Origin of the sequence: Fischerella sp., assembly GCF_013388695.1 — a bacterium.
Lineage (GTDB): Bacteria > Cyanobacteriota > Cyanobacteriia > Cyanobacteriales > Nostocaceae > PCC9605.
On record NZ_JACAEU010000016.1, the window covers coordinates 1 to 17,880 of the forward strand.

At 44.7% G+C, this 17,880-nt stretch carries 18 protein-coding genes; 9 read left to right on the plus strand and 9 right to left on the minus strand.

Going from position 1 to position 17,880, the window contains the following annotated elements:
- The first annotated feature begins 226 nt into the window (after positions 1 to 226).
- From HXY43_RS02925 to HXY43_RS02940, 4 genes are all read left to right on the plus strand, one after another.
- Positions 227 to 454: a ferredoxin family protein gene (locus tag HXY43_RS02925; RefSeq protein ID WP_290879796.1), complete on the plus strand. Its 228-nt coding sequence runs from the start codon at positions 227 to 229 to the stop codon at positions 452 to 454.
- Positions 455 to 676: 222 nt separating this feature from the next.
- Positions 677 to 1,405: an ABC transporter ATP-binding protein gene (locus HXY43_RS02930; protein WP_290879797.1), complete on the plus strand. Its 729-nt coding sequence runs from the start codon at positions 677 to 679 to the stop codon at positions 1,403 to 1,405.
- A 112-nt stretch (positions 1,406 to 1,517) separates the two neighbouring features.
- Positions 1,518 to 2,138: a DUF4082 domain-containing protein gene (locus HXY43_RS02935; RefSeq protein ID WP_290879798.1), complete on the plus strand. Its 621-nt coding sequence runs from the start codon at positions 1,518 to 1,520 to the stop codon at positions 2,136 to 2,138.
- A gap of 371 nt (positions 2,139 to 2,509) precedes the next feature.
- Positions 2,510 to 4,108, plus strand: a complete 1,599-nt coding sequence (locus HXY43_RS02940; protein WP_290879799.1) for an Hsp70 family protein — start codon at positions 2,510 to 2,512, stop codon at positions 4,106 to 4,108.
- 153 nt (positions 4,109 to 4,261) lie between these two features.
- Here the strand turns inward: HXY43_RS02940 and HXY43_RS02945 are convergent, their stop codons facing one another.
- The 6 genes from HXY43_RS02945 to hppD all read right to left on the minus strand — a co-directional run bounded on the left by HXY43_RS02945 (position 4,262) and on the right by hppD (position 11,556).
- Positions 4,262 to 4,780, minus strand: a complete 519-nt coding sequence (locus HXY43_RS02945; RefSeq protein WP_290879801.1) for a L,D-transpeptidase — start codon at positions 4,778 to 4,780, stop codon at positions 4,262 to 4,264.
- 244 nt (positions 4,781 to 5,024) lie between these two features.
- On the minus strand, positions 5,025 to 6,227 hold the full coding sequence (locus HXY43_RS02950) for a hypothetical protein (RefSeq protein ID WP_290879803.1): 1,203 nt from the start codon (positions 6,225 to 6,227) through the stop codon (positions 5,025 to 5,027).
- A gap of 62 nt (positions 6,228 to 6,289) precedes the next feature.
- On the minus strand, positions 6,290 to 8,146 hold the full coding sequence (locus HXY43_RS02955; protein WP_290879806.1) for an AMP-binding protein: 1,857 nt from the start codon (positions 8,144 to 8,146) through the stop codon (positions 6,290 to 6,292).
- A gap of 17 nt (positions 8,147 to 8,163) precedes the next feature.
- Positions 8,164 to 9,087 carry a hypothetical protein gene (locus HXY43_RS02960; RefSeq protein ID WP_290879808.1) on the minus strand — a complete coding sequence of 308 codons (924 nt, stop codon included), beginning with the start codon at positions 9,085 to 9,087 and terminating at the stop codon, positions 8,164 to 8,166.
- A gap of 186 nt (positions 9,088 to 9,273) precedes the next feature.
- Complete coding sequence (locus tag HXY43_RS02965) at positions 9,274 to 10,431, minus strand: homogentisate 1,2-dioxygenase (protein WP_290879810.1); 1,158 nt, start codon at positions 10,429 to 10,431, stop codon at positions 9,274 to 9,276.
- Between the two features lie 33 nt (positions 10,432 to 10,464).
- Positions 10,465 to 11,556, minus strand: coding sequence for a 4-hydroxyphenylpyruvate dioxygenase (hppD, locus tag HXY43_RS02970; protein WP_290879813.1), 1,092 nt, complete (start codon positions 11,554 to 11,556; stop codon positions 10,465 to 10,467).
- Positions 11,557 to 11,792: 236 nt separating this feature from the next.
- Here hppD and HXY43_RS02975 point away from each other — a divergent pair, with 236 nt between their 5' ends.
- The 3 genes from HXY43_RS02975 to fahA all read left to right on the plus strand — a co-directional run bounded on the left by HXY43_RS02975 (position 11,793) and on the right by fahA (position 14,658).
- Positions 11,793 to 12,335 (plus strand): Lrp/AsnC family transcriptional regulator, encoded by a 543-nt coding sequence (locus HXY43_RS02975; RefSeq protein ID WP_290879816.1) that lies wholly within the window; start codon positions 11,793 to 11,795, stop codon positions 12,333 to 12,335.
- Positions 12,336 to 12,352: 17 nt separating this feature from the next.
- Positions 12,353 to 13,246, plus strand: coding sequence for a hypothetical protein (locus HXY43_RS02980; RefSeq protein WP_290879819.1), 894 nt, complete (start codon positions 12,353 to 12,355; stop codon positions 13,244 to 13,246).
- A 92-nt stretch (positions 13,247 to 13,338) separates the two neighbouring features.
- Positions 13,339 to 14,658 carry a fumarylacetoacetase gene (fahA, locus tag HXY43_RS02985; RefSeq protein ID WP_290879822.1) on the plus strand — a complete coding sequence of 440 codons (1,320 nt, stop codon included), beginning with the start codon at positions 13,339 to 13,341 and terminating at the stop codon, positions 14,656 to 14,658.
- A gap of 20 nt (positions 14,659 to 14,678) precedes the next feature.
- On the opposite strand, the gene HXY43_RS02990 is transcribed toward fahA, so the two are convergent.
- Both HXY43_RS02990 and HXY43_RS02995 read right to left on the minus strand, forming a co-directional pair.
- On the minus strand, positions 14,679 to 14,810 hold the full coding sequence (locus tag HXY43_RS02990) for a hypothetical protein (RefSeq protein ID WP_290879825.1): 132 nt from the start codon (positions 14,808 to 14,810) through the stop codon (positions 14,679 to 14,681).
- A 23-nt stretch (positions 14,811 to 14,833) separates the two neighbouring features.
- The gene (locus HXY43_RS02995) at positions 14,834 to 15,319 is read right to left on the minus strand and encodes a hypothetical protein (RefSeq protein WP_290879828.1); all 486 of its coding nucleotides are present in this window, start codon (positions 15,317 to 15,319) and stop codon (positions 14,834 to 14,836) included.
- 305 nt (positions 15,320 to 15,624) lie between these two features.
- Here HXY43_RS02995 and HXY43_RS03000 point away from each other — a divergent pair, with 305 nt between their 5' ends.
- Positions 15,625 to 16,098 (plus strand): TspO/MBR family protein, encoded by a 474-nt coding sequence (locus HXY43_RS03000; protein WP_290879831.1) that lies wholly within the window; start codon positions 15,625 to 15,627, stop codon positions 16,096 to 16,098.
- 337 nt (positions 16,099 to 16,435) lie between these two features.
- Positions 16,436 to 17,155, plus strand: a complete 720-nt coding sequence (locus HXY43_RS03005; protein ID WP_290879833.1) for a dienelactone hydrolase family protein — start codon at positions 16,436 to 16,438, stop codon at positions 17,153 to 17,155.
- A gap of 44 nt (positions 17,156 to 17,199) precedes the next feature.
- On the opposite strand, the gene HXY43_RS03010 is transcribed toward HXY43_RS03005, so the two are convergent.
- Positions 17,200 to 17,820, minus strand: a complete 621-nt coding sequence (locus tag HXY43_RS03010; protein WP_290879866.1) for a pentapeptide repeat-containing protein — start codon at positions 17,818 to 17,820, stop codon at positions 17,200 to 17,202.
- Between the last annotated feature and the right edge of the window lie 60 nt (positions 17,821 to 17,880).

Sequence of the window (17,880 nt, forward strand, 5' to 3'; positions counted from 1 at the left end):
CCACTAACCACTAACCACTAACCACTAACCACTAACAACTAACCACTAACAACTAACCACTAACAACTAACCACTAACCACTAACAACTAACCACTAACAACTAACCACTAACAACTAACCACTAACTCTTGACTAATGACTAATGACTAATGACTAACCATTGTTGCTAGTGTAGAAACAACTGTACTCAGTACAGCGATCGCGATCTAAAAAGAGGGGAACTTTATGCCACATACAATTGTTACCGAGGTCTGTGAAGGCGTCGCTGATTGCGTAGACGCCTGTCCAGTTGCATGTATTCATCCTGGGCCGGGCAAAAATGTCAAAGGAACCGATTGGTACTGGATTGACTTTGCCACCTGCATTGACTGTGGCATATGCATCCAGGTTTGCCCAGTAGAAGGGGCGATCGTCCCAGAAGAAAGACCAGATTTGCAAAAAACGCCATTATAATCCATAGTCAATAGTCAATAGTCAATAGTTATTTTTGGCTTGACTATTGACTAAATATTATTAACCACTAACTACTAACCACTAACCACTAACCACTAACTACTGTACGGGCGAAGCATTTGTACGAAGATATTTCGTTTTCATGGAAAGATACCCATACAAATGCTTCGCCCCTACCCACTAACCACTAACCACTAACTACTAACCAATGACCATTGACTAATGACTAATGACTATTTATTAGAAGTTCAAAATGTCCATGCTGGATATATAAAAGATGTAGATATTCTGCAAGGTGTAAATTTTTGTGTTTACCATGGGGAACTGGTGACAGTGATTGGCCCCAATGGTGCAGGTAAATCAACTTTGGCAAAAGCCATTTTTGGGTTATTAACTCCCCATACAGGCACAATAACCTTCAAAGGAGAAAATATCACCGGGCTAAAGTCGAATCAAATCGTGCAGCGGGGGATGTGTTACGTACCGCAAATTGCTAATGTCTTTCCTTCCCTGACAGTGGAAGAAAACCTGGAAATGGGTGCTTTTGTGCGTGATGTGCCTCTGCAACCACTCAAAGACAAAATATTTACCATGTTTCCCAGGCTTAGCGATCGCCGTCGCCAACGTGCTGGTACTCTCTCGGGTGGTGAACGTCAGATGTTGGCGATGGGTAAAGCTTTGATGCTAGAACCCAGCTTGCTGCTTTTGGATGAACCTTCCGCCGCTTTGTCTCCCATTCTGGTAACTCAGGTGTTTGAGCAGATTAAAGAAATTAACCGGGGAGGCACAGCAATTGTACTGGTAGAGCAAAATGCTCGTAAGGCTTTAGAAATGGCTCACCGGGGTTACGTGTTGGAGTCTGGACGTGACGCAATTACAGGCCCTGGTCTGGAATTATTAAATGACCCGAAAGTAGGCGAATTGTATCTGGGAGCAGGTAAGGCACATTAACAGTATCTTGGTTGGCTTGAAAGTTTTTTTGTTCGTTAGTTTTTTTGACACAACTGTTGATGATACATTAAGAACAAACTTTCAAATTTCAATCCTAAATAAAGAGAATAAAATGCTACACGCTCAGTGGCGAAATCGACGCACTATCATGCGTATTGTTGGTATAGTTCTGCTGGCTGGATTATTACCTAATGGTTTGCACTCACAGTCGGCATTTGCAGATACGCAGACTTATTCGTTGTGGGGTTCGCCGAGCAATTCAGTTGACCCCGATACCAAACCCGTAGAAGTAGGAGTAAAGTTGCGTAGTGATGTGGACGGCGAAATCAGCGCCGTCCGGTTCTACCGGGCTGTACCGATTAGCAGTGGCTATAAGGTTCATATTTGGAGTGAAACAGGTGATTTGCTGGGTAAAGGAGCACTCATCGAAGGCCAGGCACCCACTCCTGGTTGGCAGACGGTTCAGTTGTACTCACCAATTCCGATCAAGGCAGGGCAAAGCTTCATTGCTTCCTACTATGCAAGTCAAGGCAAGTATACGGTGACTGAAAACTTCTTCAATAACGCTACTATCAAGAATGGGCCACTGTACACACTGCCCGATGATGAAAAAAGCGGCAATGGTGTATACACTTACGACGTAGGTATAGAGGGCGGCTTTCCTAACCAGACCTATCGTAGCAGCAATTACTGGGTCGATGTCGTCTTCAAGCCAACGACACTTACCGAATAATATAGCAATCCTATTGATTTGTGAATATCGAGGGTATCAGAACCCCGGTTTCTCAAAGGATGCTAGCTTGAAAGTGAGGCAGAGGGCACAAGGAAGGGAAAAAAGATTTTCATGCGTGCTGGTGTACACAGTTCATTACGACTGTTAGCAAATGGTGGGTCTGACCCTTGATTCGACCACAAATTGGTTTGTACCAGACGCAAAATTACCCTGCGGGACGCCTGCGGCGTACGCGTCTGGTACATCTGGTGGAATGACGAAAAATCGTTGATGATACCCATTTGCGCTCTTGGTGGTTAATAAACAATAATTTTTCTTGGAAGTAAAGTAGCTGTTTGCGTCTTGGTAAGAGAAGCGCGAATTTATTAAATATGGCGATCGCAATCGATTTTGGTACAAGCAACACAGTTATTGCTCGTTGGAATCCTATCACCCAAGAGCCAGAAACGTTAAATATACCGGGTTTATCAGTGCAACAAAGTCTCAACCCCCCACTGATTCCCAGTTTGGTATATGTGGAAGATGCTGCGAAAGCGCAAGTTTTAGTAGGACAACAAGTGCGCGATCGCGGTTTAGACTTAAAAAACGATCCGCGATTTTTCCGTACCTTCAAACGCGGGATTGGCACGGATATCCAAGGTTTTTTACCTGAATTAGATGGGCAAATAGTTACTTTTGAACAAGTCGGGCAATGGTTCCTTAACCAAGTGATTCAAGAATTAGCACCAATGCAAGGGGGGGTAGAATCACTGGTTTTAACTGTACCCGTAGATAGCTTTGAAGCTTATCGTTATTGGTTGGGCAAAGTTTGTCAAGCATTGCCAGTAGAACAAGTGCGGATGCTGGATGAACCCACAGCCGCCGCTTTGGGTTATGGTATGGCAGACCAAGAAATTATCTTGGTGATTGACTTTGGCGGCGGTACGTTGGACTTGTCCTTGGTACAGTTGGATAAAAGTGTCAAATTAGCTAGTAAACCTGTTGGGTTTTTGCTGAAATTTGGAAATAAATCTTTAGCAGAAGACTCGAAGCAAAAAGTAAAAACTGCCCGCGTCTTAGCAAAAGCTGGGCAAAATTTGGGTGGTTCCGATTTAGACAATTGGATAGTTGATTACTTTGCCAAAACTCAAGGTTTAACAGTCAGTCCTTTGACAATGCGACTGGCTGAGAAGGTGAAGATTCAATTGTCAGCGCAAACCCAGGCGAGTGAAGTTTATTTTAATGATGAAACGTTTGAAAGTTACCAGTTGGAATTAAACCGCGAGACTTTAGAAAGTATCCTTAGAGAACACGCCTTTTTTGAGCGGCTTGATGATTCGATGACTCAGCTATTGCAGCAAGCACGACGCCAAGGCATAGAAGTTGCAGATATTAATGCTGTGTTGTTGGTGGGTGGCACGGTACAAATACCGTCAGTGCAGACATGGGTAAGGCAATATTTTGAACCAGAAAAAATTCGTTGCGATCGCCCGTTTGAAGCCATTGCCCAAGGCGCTTTACAGGTTACTCAAGGCGTTGAAATCAAAGATTTTCTTTACCACAGCTACGGCATTCGCTACTGGGATCGACGTAATCATCGTCACAGTTGGCATCCGATCATTAGAGCTGGGCAACCTTATCCGATGAGTCAACCAGTGCAGTTAGTTTTGGGTGCTTCTGTGGAAAGCCAGTCCAGCATAGAATTAATTATGGGGGAATTGGGAGCAGATACGGGCGGTACGGAAGTTTATTTTGATGGCGATCGCCTAATTACTCGCCGTCTCGATAGCGGTGTAACTAGCGTTAAACCCCTCAACGATAAAGATGGGGCGAGAACAATTGCCAACCTGACACCACCAGGGTTTCCAGGGAGCGATCGCATTAAAATCCAGTTTTTAGTTGACGATCAGCGCTTTTTGCGAATTACCGTTGAGGATTTGCTGACGAATGAAACCCTGTTAGAAAATCAACTTGTAGCGCAGTTGAGTTAGAGATTGTTTATTGTTGTTTGTTGGTGGTTAGTTGTTTATTATTCCCCACTAACTACTAACCACTAACCACTAACCAGTTTCTACTTCTTTCTTTCTTTCTTTTCTTTCTTCTTTTTCTTCACCAACTACTAACCACTAACCACTAACCAGTTTCTACTTATGTACTACTACTAATGTCCCGATATTTGCCCATTTATACAAGTTGCCAGCATTTTTAACTGGTAAATTCACGCAACCGTGGCTGACTGGCGTACCAAATTTGTTATGCCAGTAAGCACCGTGAATGGCATAGCCTTTGTAAAAATACATAGCGTAAGGAACATCAGGAATGTCGTAGTCCCTACCCCGCATCCGGTTATAGCGATACTTAGAAGCAATCAAAAACTTACCTGTGGGTGTGGGGGTGGATGCTTTGCCTGTAGAAATTCGGTATGAGTAAATAAGTTGTTTACCTTCCCACGCATTTAACCGTTGTTCAGACAAGTCAATTTCAATCCACCGAGTTTGTTCTTCTTGCTTGAGGTTAGATACAGTGGCGCTGTTTTTACCGAAAGAACTGGATACAGCCACAACAGGCAGCGACCAAGAGAATAAAGTTGTAAGTATAAGTGCTACACTTGCATAGATAGTTCCTGAGCGACGCATCCAACCATAGCGACTCAGGGATGTCATGATGCATCACCTTCTTGTGATTGAAAATTAGCGAATAACCCTTTTTGATTCCTACATTAATTATTTAGAGTTCACCTTCAGGAATATAGTTAACTACAAAGTGAACCGATAAAGTTCCAGATTTTCAGACTTTTCCAATCAGCTTTTCAGTAGCTTAAGACTGTACCCAGAATGACTCCTATGGGCTTTGAAAAGCTGATGAAGGTGTATCAGTGTACCTTAGTATTATCGGTATGCACCTACACTATGATTTCAACATATGCTGACTGCTTTCATCACGATGTTTTTTCAGATACTGCATGAATGGCGTGCCACCCGTACCAATAGCGGTGTTATTGTTGAACCTGGCAGTTTGCTGGTAGATATAGCGGGCAGCAAATTCTAGGTGTTTGCTACGGAAATTTTCTATAAGAGAAACGCAATCATTATATAAATCTTTCAGCTTGGGCGCTCTATCCAAACGTTTCTGAACGAAATCCCGCAGTGTTGAACGTTTTTCGACTGCCTCCACAAAGCCACGGTGTTTCGCTGGCATATAGTCTCGCATTTCTATCAAAAATTCCCACAAGGGATCGCGTTCGTGTGTGATATTGAACAGAGCATCCATAGTAGGTAAGATAGTGCTTTGCGCGCCTGTCTCGCCGCGAAATTGCTGAGGCTTTTCGCCATAAGCCTCTACACCTTCATATATGAGTCCTTCTGGCAATGCCGGATTATTTTTCCAACCGTGAATGTAGGGACGCACCCGATTATAGTAAATGTAGGGATCGCAGCCTTCTGGCATCCGACTCATGCTGTTGTTGATGTTTGTCCATGCCTGTCTAATATCCCGTAAACCATCAACTACCGTGGTGGTGTCATCACCAGCAATCCCCTCCAGAATAATGGGAATGGCTGCTAGTGCAGGTGCAGCTTTGGCTTCAATTTCGATGTGAATGAGGATAAACCAGTCTTCATCCAAACCGCCCAAAAAATTCTGCCACACCATAATATTGCCGATTTCAATCGGTTCGGTTTCGTTAATTCGCACCCAATTATCCAACGCATAGGAAGCATAGGACAAGACTGGAGGTCTTCCCAGTTTTTGAGAGATATTGTAGAAAGGTACAGCAATATTACGCGGCAGTATCTTGGTGGGTGTTGGTTCACCCCAGACGTAGGCATGAGTCAGGTAGGAATACACCTGCATGGCTCGACGCAACTGCATATCATCTAACGTTTCTCGCTCCACGTCTACTTCCAAGAGGTTCTTAATCACCTGGCGAATTTTTCCAGCAGCTAACAACTTGGGCAGCAAGGCAGCAGTCTCTTGCGCCTGCCAGAACACCTGCGGCAATTGAGCTTGGGCAGGAGAATGTATCGGTAAAAAACCAGATTCCCGACTCACATCGTAATCTTCAAGCTTGAAGGCATTTAAACTTCTTTTTTCGGGTTTGATAGTTGTCATACTTTCCACTCAAATCAAAGACTGTAAGCAGACAATTACCACGCGGTTTTGCTAGATTTTCTCTAGGATTTAGACAACCTCGCAGGTTGAGCTAAGATATCCCGATAGCGATCGCGCAATACGCGACGCATAACTTTGTTAGAAGCAGTGCGAGGTAAAGCATCAACGATGACAATGTCGTGAATTTTGAATAGGGGATTGAGACGCTGGTTAATTGCTGCTTGTAAGGTTGTCATAAGTGTGGCTTTATTGTCTTGAACATTCGGTGTTACCACTGCATAGATGACTAATTGGCTCGGCCCCCCGTTGGGAGAGGAAACACCAATAGCAGCAGTTTCACATACTCCTTCCTCCTCATTCAGGACTTGTTCAATCTCAGTCGAGCTAACTTTGATACCTCCTAGATTCATAGTATCGTCAACACGACCACAAGCGCGGTAGTAGCCGTTGGGCAACCGTTCCATCTGGTCGCCGTGGCGGCGCAGGGTAGTGGATGGGGAGATGGGGAGTGGGGGAGTATTGGCGAAGTAGACTTGATGATGGTTTTTGTTTAACAACTCAGTGGAGAGTCCGATCGATGGAGGAATAATAAATACTTCGCCTTTGTCTGCCGGATGACCGTCTGCGTCGAGAATAACAATATCCAGCCCCAAGGCAGGTGTAGTAAAAGTCGAGGGGGCACAAGGCTGTACCAAAGTACCTGTGATATAGCCTCCACCAATTTCTGTACCGCCGCAATATTCAATAACTGGTTTGTATCCAGCTAAGGACATTAGATAGAGCATATCCTCTGGCTTGGAACACTCACCAGTCGAGCTAAACGCTTTAATAGCGCTCCAATCTAGCCCTTGCATACAAGCAGTTGTTTTCCAAGTATTAACCAGACTAGGTACTACACCAAGTATATTTACGCCTGCATCCTGTATAAACTGTCCATATCCTCGGTCTGTAGGTGTCCCACAGTAAAGGGCTATAGTCGCCCTATTGATGAGACTGGCATAAATCAGCCACGGCCCCATCATCCATCCTAGGTTGGTGTGCCATGCGACTACGTCGCCTGGATGGATGTCGTGGTGCAAATGCCCATCAGTAGCACATTTGATTGGTGTAGTGTGTGTCCAGGGAATAGCTTTAGGTTCTCCGGTGGTGCCGGAGGAGAATAAGATGTTAGTGTAAGCGTCGGGATGGGCTGGAATGGCATTGAATTCGTCGTTGCTACTGAGAAACTCCTCCCAAGTCAAATCACCAGGACGCAGTTCTACAGACGACCCCAGGACAATGGATGTGGGTGCATTGGCATCAACTACTTTGGTGTAGAGGGGCAACTGCTTACCACCGCGTAAAATATAGTCTTGGGTAAAAATTGCTTTAGCTTTGGACAGGTGCAGCCGCTTAGCAATTTCAGCAGCAGAAAAACTGTCAGCAATGGAGACTACCACGCAGCCAGCCTTGATAATTCCCAGGTAAATCGCCACAGATTCGGCAATCATGGGCATGGCAATAGCAATGGCATCGCCTGTTTGAAAGCCAGCATCCACAAGTCCATTCGCGACTCGGTTAGTTAGGGCGTAGAGTTCACTATAAGTAAGGGTTGAAATTGAACCCCCTTCTGCCTGGAAGATAATGGCGGGGGCGTCTGCTGGTGCCAGAAAACAACTCTCAGCAATGTTAAATCGAGCATTCACCAACCATTGCGGAGATTCTACACCGTCTGTAAGGTCAACAATTTGAGTGTATTTCTCCCGGAAGTAAATACCCAAACGTTGAATCATCATCTCCCAAAACTCAGCGCGATGCTGTGCTGACCAGGCGTGTAGTTCTGGGTAGGAATCTAGTTTGAGTTCCTTCATCAACGCAGCAATATTGGTTGCTTGAATCTGCTCATTAGAGGGAAACCAAACGGGTAGTCGTTTTGCCATTGCCCTTCACCTTTATATTATGTGTAGATGTGGTTAAGGCGATCGCTATTCAATCCATCCCAGAAAACGGCTATAGCTTCGAGAATCTCTCGCCCTCCCTGAATAAACTTGGCTTGGTCAAAGTCCGGGTGAAAGTAAACTTCTTCCAGTTCCTCCAATGTATGGCCAGCGTGCTGTGCCTCAACGCGATTGTGCCAAGTGAAAAACGCTAGGCGCAGGTGTGGGTATCGTGTTTGCTTAATGCGTGTGAGTCCGTCTTCCAATTCCTGCCAAAAGCCAGCCGCTGCCCAGTTTTCGACTGCAAAACTAGCGCCCTCGGCAATTTGCGGATCGTCGCTACCGTAGAGACGTTGTAGTTCGTCACAAAAGTGCAAAGTTGTGGGGCGTCCGTGCTTGCGTTTGCCGATGTCTTCATAGTGCAATCCCAATCCCTCAGCAACACCAAGCAACCATTCAAAATGCGCTGCGCGAAAACGGCAGATACCTCCGTCTACTGTACCCTCAGTACTGACTAATTCAGGATCGCCTTCCCGGTCTTTTTCTTCCTCAGTTTGAGCAAGGTTGCTGCTACTTGGCTGTCCAGGTTGGCGGTAAATCACGCCCAGTTCGTTGAGCAATATCTCACGACTAGCACGCGACTGTTGGAGGGTGGATGAGTTGATGACTTTCAAAAGTGCGGCAATTAGGAACTGGTTGGAGAAAACCGAGAATTGCCGGATGAAGTGTCGCAGTTCTTCATCTGTCGCAGTGCCTTTACGGAACCAGCGAGTATAGGTGTTGTTGGTAATGATGCGATGTTGTAAGAATTCCCGGTCAACTTCGGTGAGGAAGTTTTGAAAATTGTCTACTTGGTTCTGGGTGAGTTTGCCTCGACGCAAGCGTTCTTCAATGCGTGAGGAGATAGTAATATTACTGAAGTTATTTGCAAGTGTAAGTGTCATATATAGTGCCTGCCAAAAAATCTTAGTACGGTTTTGCGTAAATTTTGAAACGCAGAGGAGCGCGGAGGTAAACGCAGAGGGTCGCAGAGTGTTGGTACAGAAGTTTCGCTATAAATTTATGCAATGTTGTATTTAGTTTTTTAGGTAACCACAAAGTCAGGTAATAATTCAGGATGCTTGCTATGGTTAAGCAATCCAACTGTAGGCGTAGTCTTTGTCTTCTAGCTGTACGGCGTGCTTTGTGAGCCGCAGAGGACGAAAAGTATCAATCATTACGGCTAGTTCATCAGTTCGTTCCTTGCCAATCGATCCCTCATACATGCCTGGGTGGGGGCCGTGGGGAATACCACTGGAATGAATGGTAATTGATGCCCGTTCTATTCCTTTACGGGACATGAAATTGCCCGCAGCGTAATAGATAACCTCATCGGAATCGACGTTGGAATGGTTATAGGGAGCAGGAATTGCTTGGGGATGATAATCAAAAAGGCGCGGCACAAAGGAACACAAAACAAAGCCCGGAGCCTCAAAGGTTTGATGTACCGGAGGGGGTTGGTGAATTCGACCTGTAATAGGTTCAAAGTCCTCAATGTTGAATGCAAAGGGATAGAGATGTCCATCCCAACCGACGACATCTAAGGGATGATGGTGATAGAGGTAACTGGTAATTCTGTCCCTAGCTTTGACTCGTACCTCGAACTCTCCTGTTTCATCATAGGTAACAAGCTCATCCGGTGGGCGAATGTCGCGTTCGTTGTAAGGGGCGTGTTCGAGAAATTGCCCGTAACGATTGAGGTAACGTGCTGGTGGCTCTATGTGTCCGTTTGCTTCAATTACCAGCATTCGTTGCTCTGTGCCGGCATCAGGTATTATGCGCCACATGACTCCTGTGGGAATTACTAAATAATCGCCCACACGATAGCGAAGAATACCGTACTGGCTCTCTAATACACCAGTGCCGTCATGGATGAAAATCACCTCATCACCGTGAGCAAACCGATACCAATACGACATTGATTCAGTTGGTCGAGCAACTGAAATACAAACATCTGCATTCGTCAAAAGTGGGATACGCGCTTGGACAGCATCTCCTCCTGATTCTACAGTTGCTGTACGTAGATGGCGGTGACGCAAGGGGCCTGGTTCTTCATAGGCAATCTCTACTGTTCTCTCTAACAAAATTTTGTGTATTTGGGTGGGTGGACGCAAATGGTAAAGTAGGGATTGAATGCCTGAAAAACCACGTATCCCCATCAATTCTTCGTGATACAAAGAACCGTTAGGTTGACGAAACTGGGTGTGCCGCTTATGGGGAATATTTCCCAACTTATAGTAATAAGTCATAGTTCCATCTCCTCTGCTCTGAGGGTTTTGGCGTTATAAATTGCCCCGCAGTGCTTGTTCACGCTCGATCGCCTCAAACAAAGATTTGAAGTTGCCCTCACCAAAGCCTTGTGCGCCATGTCGCTCAATCACTTCAAAGAAAAGTGTTGGTCGGTCTTGCACAGGCTGAGTGAAAATTTGGAGCAAATACCCGTCTTCATCTCTATCTACCAGGATGCCCAGTTCTTGTAGCTGTTCGATCGGTTCATCGATTTTCCCCACCCGTTCTTCCAAGTTTTCGTAATACGTTTTTGGTACGTGCAGAAATTCGACTCCGGCTTTCTTCAGCTTAGAAACCGTCTCGATAATATTATTGGTAGCGCAAGCAATGTGTTGTACTCCAGGCCCGTTGTTATATTGCAAGTACTCTTCAATTTGTGACTTGCGTCTACCTTTGGCTGGCTCGTTTATTGGCAATTTAATCTTGCCTGTACCGTCCTGCATTACCTTAGACATTAATGCTGAGTATTCTGTGGAAATTGCGCGATCGTCAAAATGTACTAACAGGCTAAAACCCATTGTCTCGGCGAAAAATTGCACCCATCTGTCCATTGCACCAAATTCGACGTTACCGACGATATGGTCAATGCTATGAAGACCTGCAAAATTACTGTTGTTAGCCTGCTGTCGAGTCACAAAGTGAGGGGCAAATACCCCAGAGTAATCGTTTCGTTCCACAAATTTAATGAGCGTGTCGCCGTAGCCGTGGATAGCAGCGTAGCGCAACACTCCGTATCCGTCCTCTTCTTCTGTCGGTTCTATAGCTCCTAGGGCACCTCGTTTAGTTGTCTCTTTATAGGCACTGACAGCATCCGGTACTTCTAAGGCGATGACGGCAACTGCATCACCATGCTTAAACACGCTTTGGGAGATGGGATGTTCGGGAAAGAGTGCTGTACTCAAAACAAAGCAGATATCCCCCTGCTGCATCACGTAAGATGCTACTTCTCGGCTACCAGTTTCTAAACCTCGATATGCAGTATTGGTGAATCCGAAAAACTTGGAATAGAACAGTGCAGCCTGCCTTGCATTCCCTACATAGAACTCAAGGTGGTCGAAACGCTTTATGGGGCAAAAATCATTCATTTCAATTCCTCCCTATCTAGAGGAAATATTGAGAACTGAGACAAAACCTTGTAAAGCTATCGATTGTTGATATGACTAACGACCAATTGCAACTTGGGTTCAATACTTTTAGTTTTTATTTTTAACCAAAAGTATCTAATAAGATTATAAAATTAATTTTTAGAGTTCATATTCATGATTTTATTAACTCAGAGGCTTGATTTAGTATCTATTATAAATTAAGCTATCAATAAAACATGCTGAACGAGTACGCCTGGAGAGATAAGTTGCCCAAAAATCAAACCACTAAGGGTAAGAACTTGGAGCCGCTCAAACAACTAGATGAAAAAGACCGACTGGTATTACGTCTTTTGCAAGAGAACAGCCGCATTACTCACGCTGAATTGGCACGCCAAGTTAACCTGACTGCGCCTGGGCTGCAAAAAAGATTGAAAAAGCTGGAAGAAAATGGCTTTATTGACCGTTACGTGACTTTGGTGAATCGTGAGGCACTAGGCTTAGACTTGCTGTGCTTTACACAAGTTACTCTTGCTCACCATCAACCTGAGTGTGTCGGACACTTCTGCGAACTGGTAAAGGAGTTACCGGAAGTTCTGGAATGCCACCATCTCACTGGCGAATTTGATTACCTGTTGAAAGTTGTCGTCACTAACCATCAGCATTTGGAAAAATTACTGAGTGAGAAAATTACGCAAATTCCAGGTGTTCATAAGGTACGTACCAGTATTGTTCTGAATGAAATCAAAGCTTCAACCTCACTACCATTGGGGGAAGTTTAGGCAAGGAGGTAAAACCCATGCTTCCATCAGTAAAAGCACTTCTCGCATCAATTGTGGACTATGCTGGACTGTTTCCTCCAGCCAAGCTGAGTATGCAAGAAGCGATGGTAAATTATGCAAATTATCAATTAACGCCCTACAGTTGGATGCTGAATCGCTTCGTGCTGCCAGTGTCCCGATTGAATGAGTTTGCAGCATTAGTACCAACATTAGACTTAAAGCAGTGGTCGCTTAGTTTGATTATTTCAAAAGATTGGGAGTCGGAGATAGAAATAGTGCGATCGCTCTCCAGCAAGCTCGATAGCAAAAATCATATCACTGTCACGTCTTTAGAATTTCCACTACTTTCGCCCCTAGAGATAGAGAGAGCCATTCCCTATTTGCCTGATGGCGTAGAAGCATTTTTTGAAATTCCCCTTAACGCAGACGTACAGCCATATCTAGCGGTGCTGAAACATACTAAAGCCGCTGTTAAAATTCGCACTGGTGGAATCACTACCGAAGCGTTTCCCTCTATTACCGAACTTTGTCAGTGCATATTGTTGTTTGCTGATGCTCAAGTCGCCTTTAAAGCAACCGCAGGTTTGCATCATCCCTTACCAGGGAACTATCGTGTCACATACGAGTCAGATAGTCCTTCTACTCTCATGCACGGCTTTCTGAATGTTGCTGTGTTGGCAGCATTAGTTTATTGGCAAAAAGTAACGCCCCAAGTAGCGCTAGAAGTTCTCCAAGACTCTGCCAGCAATAGCTTCCAATTCACAACCGACGCTATTACTTGGCGCGATTATTACCTCAATATTGCAGAAATTAAGCAGGCTCGACAACGCTTTTTCCGCTCTTTTGGTTCCTGCTCATTTCAAGAGCCGATAGACGAGATCAAAGAACTGAAACTGTTAACATCAGATTGACAATCTACTGGCGTAGAAGCAATTCATGAATTGCTTCTACAAAATTCATGCCTCGATTCAGCAAGGCCGATTTTTCAATTTTTTAATTGTTTATGAGCCGTCCTATTGATACCACTCACAACCCAAATTTGCGTAGTTGGGTGGAATCTGCAAATCAGCTAGGTACTGATTTCCCAATTCAGAACCTGCCCTTTGGTGTATTTCGATTTCCAAGTAGCGGCGAAACCTCACGCATCGGTGTTGCTATTGGCGATCAAATATTAGATTTGTTCCTTTGTTGTAAAGCTGGACTGCTGCAAGAACTCCCGGAAAAGCTGCAAGCAGTCTGTGTAACATCTAACTTAAATCTACTAATGGCGATGGGGAGTGAGGCTGCATTGATTTTGCGCCGCCACTTAAGCAAACTACTGCAATGGGACGAGCGATCGCCTTCAGCACAAGCAATGATCGTTCCGATGTCTGATGTTGAGCTTTTATTACCTGCCAACATTGGCGATTACACTGATTTTTACGCTTCAATTTTTCATGCTACCAATGTCGGAAATTTGTTCCGCCCGAACAATCCCCTCCTTCCCAACTACAAATACGTTCCCATTGCCTACCACGGACGCGCTTCTTCAATTGTGCTTAGTGATACCGCCATCCAGCGCCCCAAGGGGCAGATCAAAAAACCGGAAGCGCCAACCCCCAGTTTTGAACCAACTCAGATGTTGGACTACGAATTGGAAGTTGGATTCTTTATTGGTGCTGGAAATGAGTTAGGACAACCTGTTCCTATAGATAATGCTGAAGAACACATCTTTGGGTTGTGTTTGGTGAATGACTGGTCGGCGCGAGATATCCAAGCTTGGGAATATCAGCCTCTTGGCCCGTTTTTAGCCAAAAGCTTTGCTACTACTATCTCGCCTTGGGTGGTAACTCTGGAAGCTCTAGCACCCTTCCGCAGTCCAGCTTTTGAGCGTGCCGAGGGCGACCCCTTACCGCTATCCTATCTCTCTTCTTCGGTAAATACTGAATCTGGTAGTATTGATATTACAGTGGAAGTCCTGGTGCGTTCAGCCCAAATGCGTGCGGCGGGGATGGAACCTTTGCGCTTAAGCCGTGGTTCTTTTCAGCAGATGTATTGGACAGTGGCGCAAATGCTTACCCACCATACCAGTAATGGTTGTAACCTCCGTCCTGGCGATTTGCTGGCTAGCGGAACAATCTCTGGTGCAGAGAAAGGCTCGCAAGGGTGTTTGCTAGAAATTACTCAGCGTGGTGTTCAGCCAATCGAGCTGCCAACTGGTGAAGTACGGTCTTTTCTTTGCGATGGCGATGAAGTCATCATGCGCGGCTACTGTGAGAAAGAAGGCTATGCCAGGATCGGTTTTGGAGAGTGCCGAGGCATTGTCTTAGCTTCTCAATTGTAAATTACTGAGGATTTTTCCTGCTAAAGGCTCAAAACCATCGCCAAATTCGACTGGGTAATGTTGTACAGCCCAAAAGGCTTTACCATTATATTCACCAATAAACACAACACCAACGATACTGCGATCGCTAATAAATAGAAAAGTTTGTGCATAATCTTAATGTTATTCTGAGATTTTATGTACTCATAGCATCAGAGGTAACAGCACTCGCCTGTTCATTTCGCCGCCATAACAGCAGCACCAGCCAAATCATAAAAAGTCTGATAGGCAATGGAATATTTGCAGGCAATTCTGCGATCGCCCGACGAGTGAAAGCATGGTTAGGGCTGATTGCACCAATTATTAGTCCGCGTTCTTGCAATATAAACTGCCTCAAAAAGGGAGACTCGGCTTTCAGTTCGTATTCTGTGCCAGCATAGTTAATTTCAAACAATTTATAGAAAGGATTGGGTTTAATAGCCCAAGCAATGCGTTTGCCGTTCTCTTCCAGAAAAAAGCTTGCACTCAACCCAGGTTCACGATAGACTTTGTAGCAACAATCGTGAGTAATAATTTCACCGTTCTCGCCCCAAGCCAAAAATTCAATACTTGCAATTGATATATCGTTTTCTAGAACTTCACTGTTCCAAGTAAACCAATGCTTTGGAAAAATCCTAAGCACTATTTCCTCCAAATTTTTATTGATGAAATTCTTTACTGTTCTATAGTCATCATCTTAAGTAGAGATACTAGCGATTGACATCATGCAATTGGTTCACCAGTTCAGGTGATATTACAAGAAGGCAGAAAGTAGAAGGTAGTAATGCTCGTAAAGTTTACTTTTTTGTCTATTTGTCTTGTTATTTATGTCGTGCTGGACTAGTAAGAAGTTGTATTTATAAGAAGCTTTGAAACTCAAGATAGGTGTGGCAAATCTCTAGAAAAATCTAAACTACAAGTAATATCTAAGTTATACAGGTGCTGATTGTGAAAGCTAGATGGATGATCACCGCAGTTTCAGCTGCACTGTTTTTTGGCGGTAGCCTGTTTACATCTTTGCGCGATCCCTGGTTTCAGGGGTTACAACGTCCCAATTGGTTAACCTTTGAGTTCCTCATCCCCTTTATCTGGATCTTTATTTGGATTTGCACCACAATCTCTGCAATTTTGGTGTGGGAGAAAAGCTCAAAACAGTCTCGTCCTTGGTTGTTGATGGGAATGTATGCAGCGATCGCCATTCTTACCTCAGCTTACAGTCCGATAGTGGTAGAATTCCGCAGTCTCTTCGGTGGAATGATTGTTGGTGGCTTGGCTACTCTTATGGTTTACATTCTGGCATTTTTGGTGAAGCCAATTTCTCGAACTGCATCTTGGTTATTTTTGCCTTATGCTATTTGGGGTATTATCGGTACTTATTTGACTTGGGTTTTGATTCAGCTTAATCCTGGTGTAGGTAGGTAAGCTGTAGTAGCGTTTCTGCTAAGTACAAATCTGCATAAAATAGTAACTTTTTTAAACGCAGAGGCTCGCAAAGGCAACCGCACCAGGTAGCAGAGTTTTTCCGAGTTTTATTGGCTACGAATTTATGAAATTCTGTACTAAGTGAGTTTGATAGGATCGGATACACTCAGCGATCGCCTATGTAAAATGAAACTTGCTACCATGATTTTTACCGCAGAAATTGCCTAAATTTCTCTGTCCAGTCTTTGAATAATGTGACGGCTTAATCAAAATAGATTAAGCCCAATCTCAATGTCCGACGCTAACACGTAAATCAAACAGACAGGAGTAATATAACGTGCAAATCGAACAGACAGAGGTGATGATTCCGACATCTGACGGACAGATGCCCGCTTTCTTATGTACACCTGCTGAGGATGCCCAGAAGCCAGCTATCATCCTTCTGATGGAGGCCTTTGGCTTAACGCCGCACATTCGAGACGTAGCAGCCCGGATTGCCAAGGAAGGTTATGTGGTTCTCGCGCCGGATCTATATTATCGGGAGTTGCCAAACAACAAGTTCGGATACGATGAGGTTGAGCAAGCGATGGCGATGATGTACCGCCTCGATCTCAAGTCTGTGGAGGAGGATATTCGGGCGGCGTTGGCTTATGTTAAATCGCGATCGGACGTGTCCCCAAGTAAAGTTGGCGTTACTGGTTTCTGCCTGGGCGGCGGACTGACCTTTCTCACTGCTTGCAAGTTGTCGGACGAGATCGCGGCAGCTGCTCCCTTCTACGGTATGGTTTACGATGAGTGGATCGACGCGGTGGATAACATCACGGTGCCTGTATACTTATTCTTCGGCGGTGTCGATCCATTCATTCCTCTCGAACGAGTCAGACAAATTGAGTCCCGGTTCAAGGAACTTGGCAAAGAGTACACGTTGAAGGTTTATTCTGATGCTGACCACGGTTTTTTTTGTGACGAGCGTTCTTCCTACAACCGCTTGGCGGCCGAAGATTCTTGGCGCGAACTCACACGCTTCTTCCATAAACATCTGCAAGGGTCTAGGTAAAAACATCAAAAAACCCCAGCAAAAAAGTAAAGAAACTCGTTACGTCAACCTGCCATATTCAGGAATGATTCAGGTAAAGAAGCACCGTTGAAATTGACATTACACAGATCAACCCCATCCAGGTTAACGTAGCTGAGGTCTGTATGGCGCAGATCGGTTCTTGACAAAATGGCTTTAGTCATGTTGACGTTGTACAGGTCTGCCTTACTCAGATTTGTACCTGTTAAGTTGACCTTGCTCAGATTAGCACCCGCCAAGTTAGCACCAGTGAGGTCAGCATAGCGCAAATCCGCACCCTCCAAATTTGCATTGCCCAGATCTGCGTAGCGCAAATCGGCTAACCGCAGGTCTGCCCTAGTCAGGACAGCCTTGTGCAAATCCACTTTCCTCAGAGTTGCCCGAATTAAACACGCTCTGCTTAAACAAGCCCAAATCAATAAGGCTTCCCTAAGATCTGTTCTCCACAGGATTGCTTCTTCTAGAGTCGCTTCACTTAAATTCGCTCCTCGCAAACAAGCTCCTGATAGGTTTGTCCCACTCAGATTTGCTTGACCCAGGTTAATTCCTGCTAAACATGTTTCGCTCAAGTTAGCCTGTCGCAACCTCACCTGTAAAAATTGCCTATTGCCCGCAGCATAGTGTTTGAGAAGGTCATCAGCATCCATGATCGCGATATTAATGCATGCTTGCATTTTAGTTTGTAAAATTATGTAAATAAATATAAC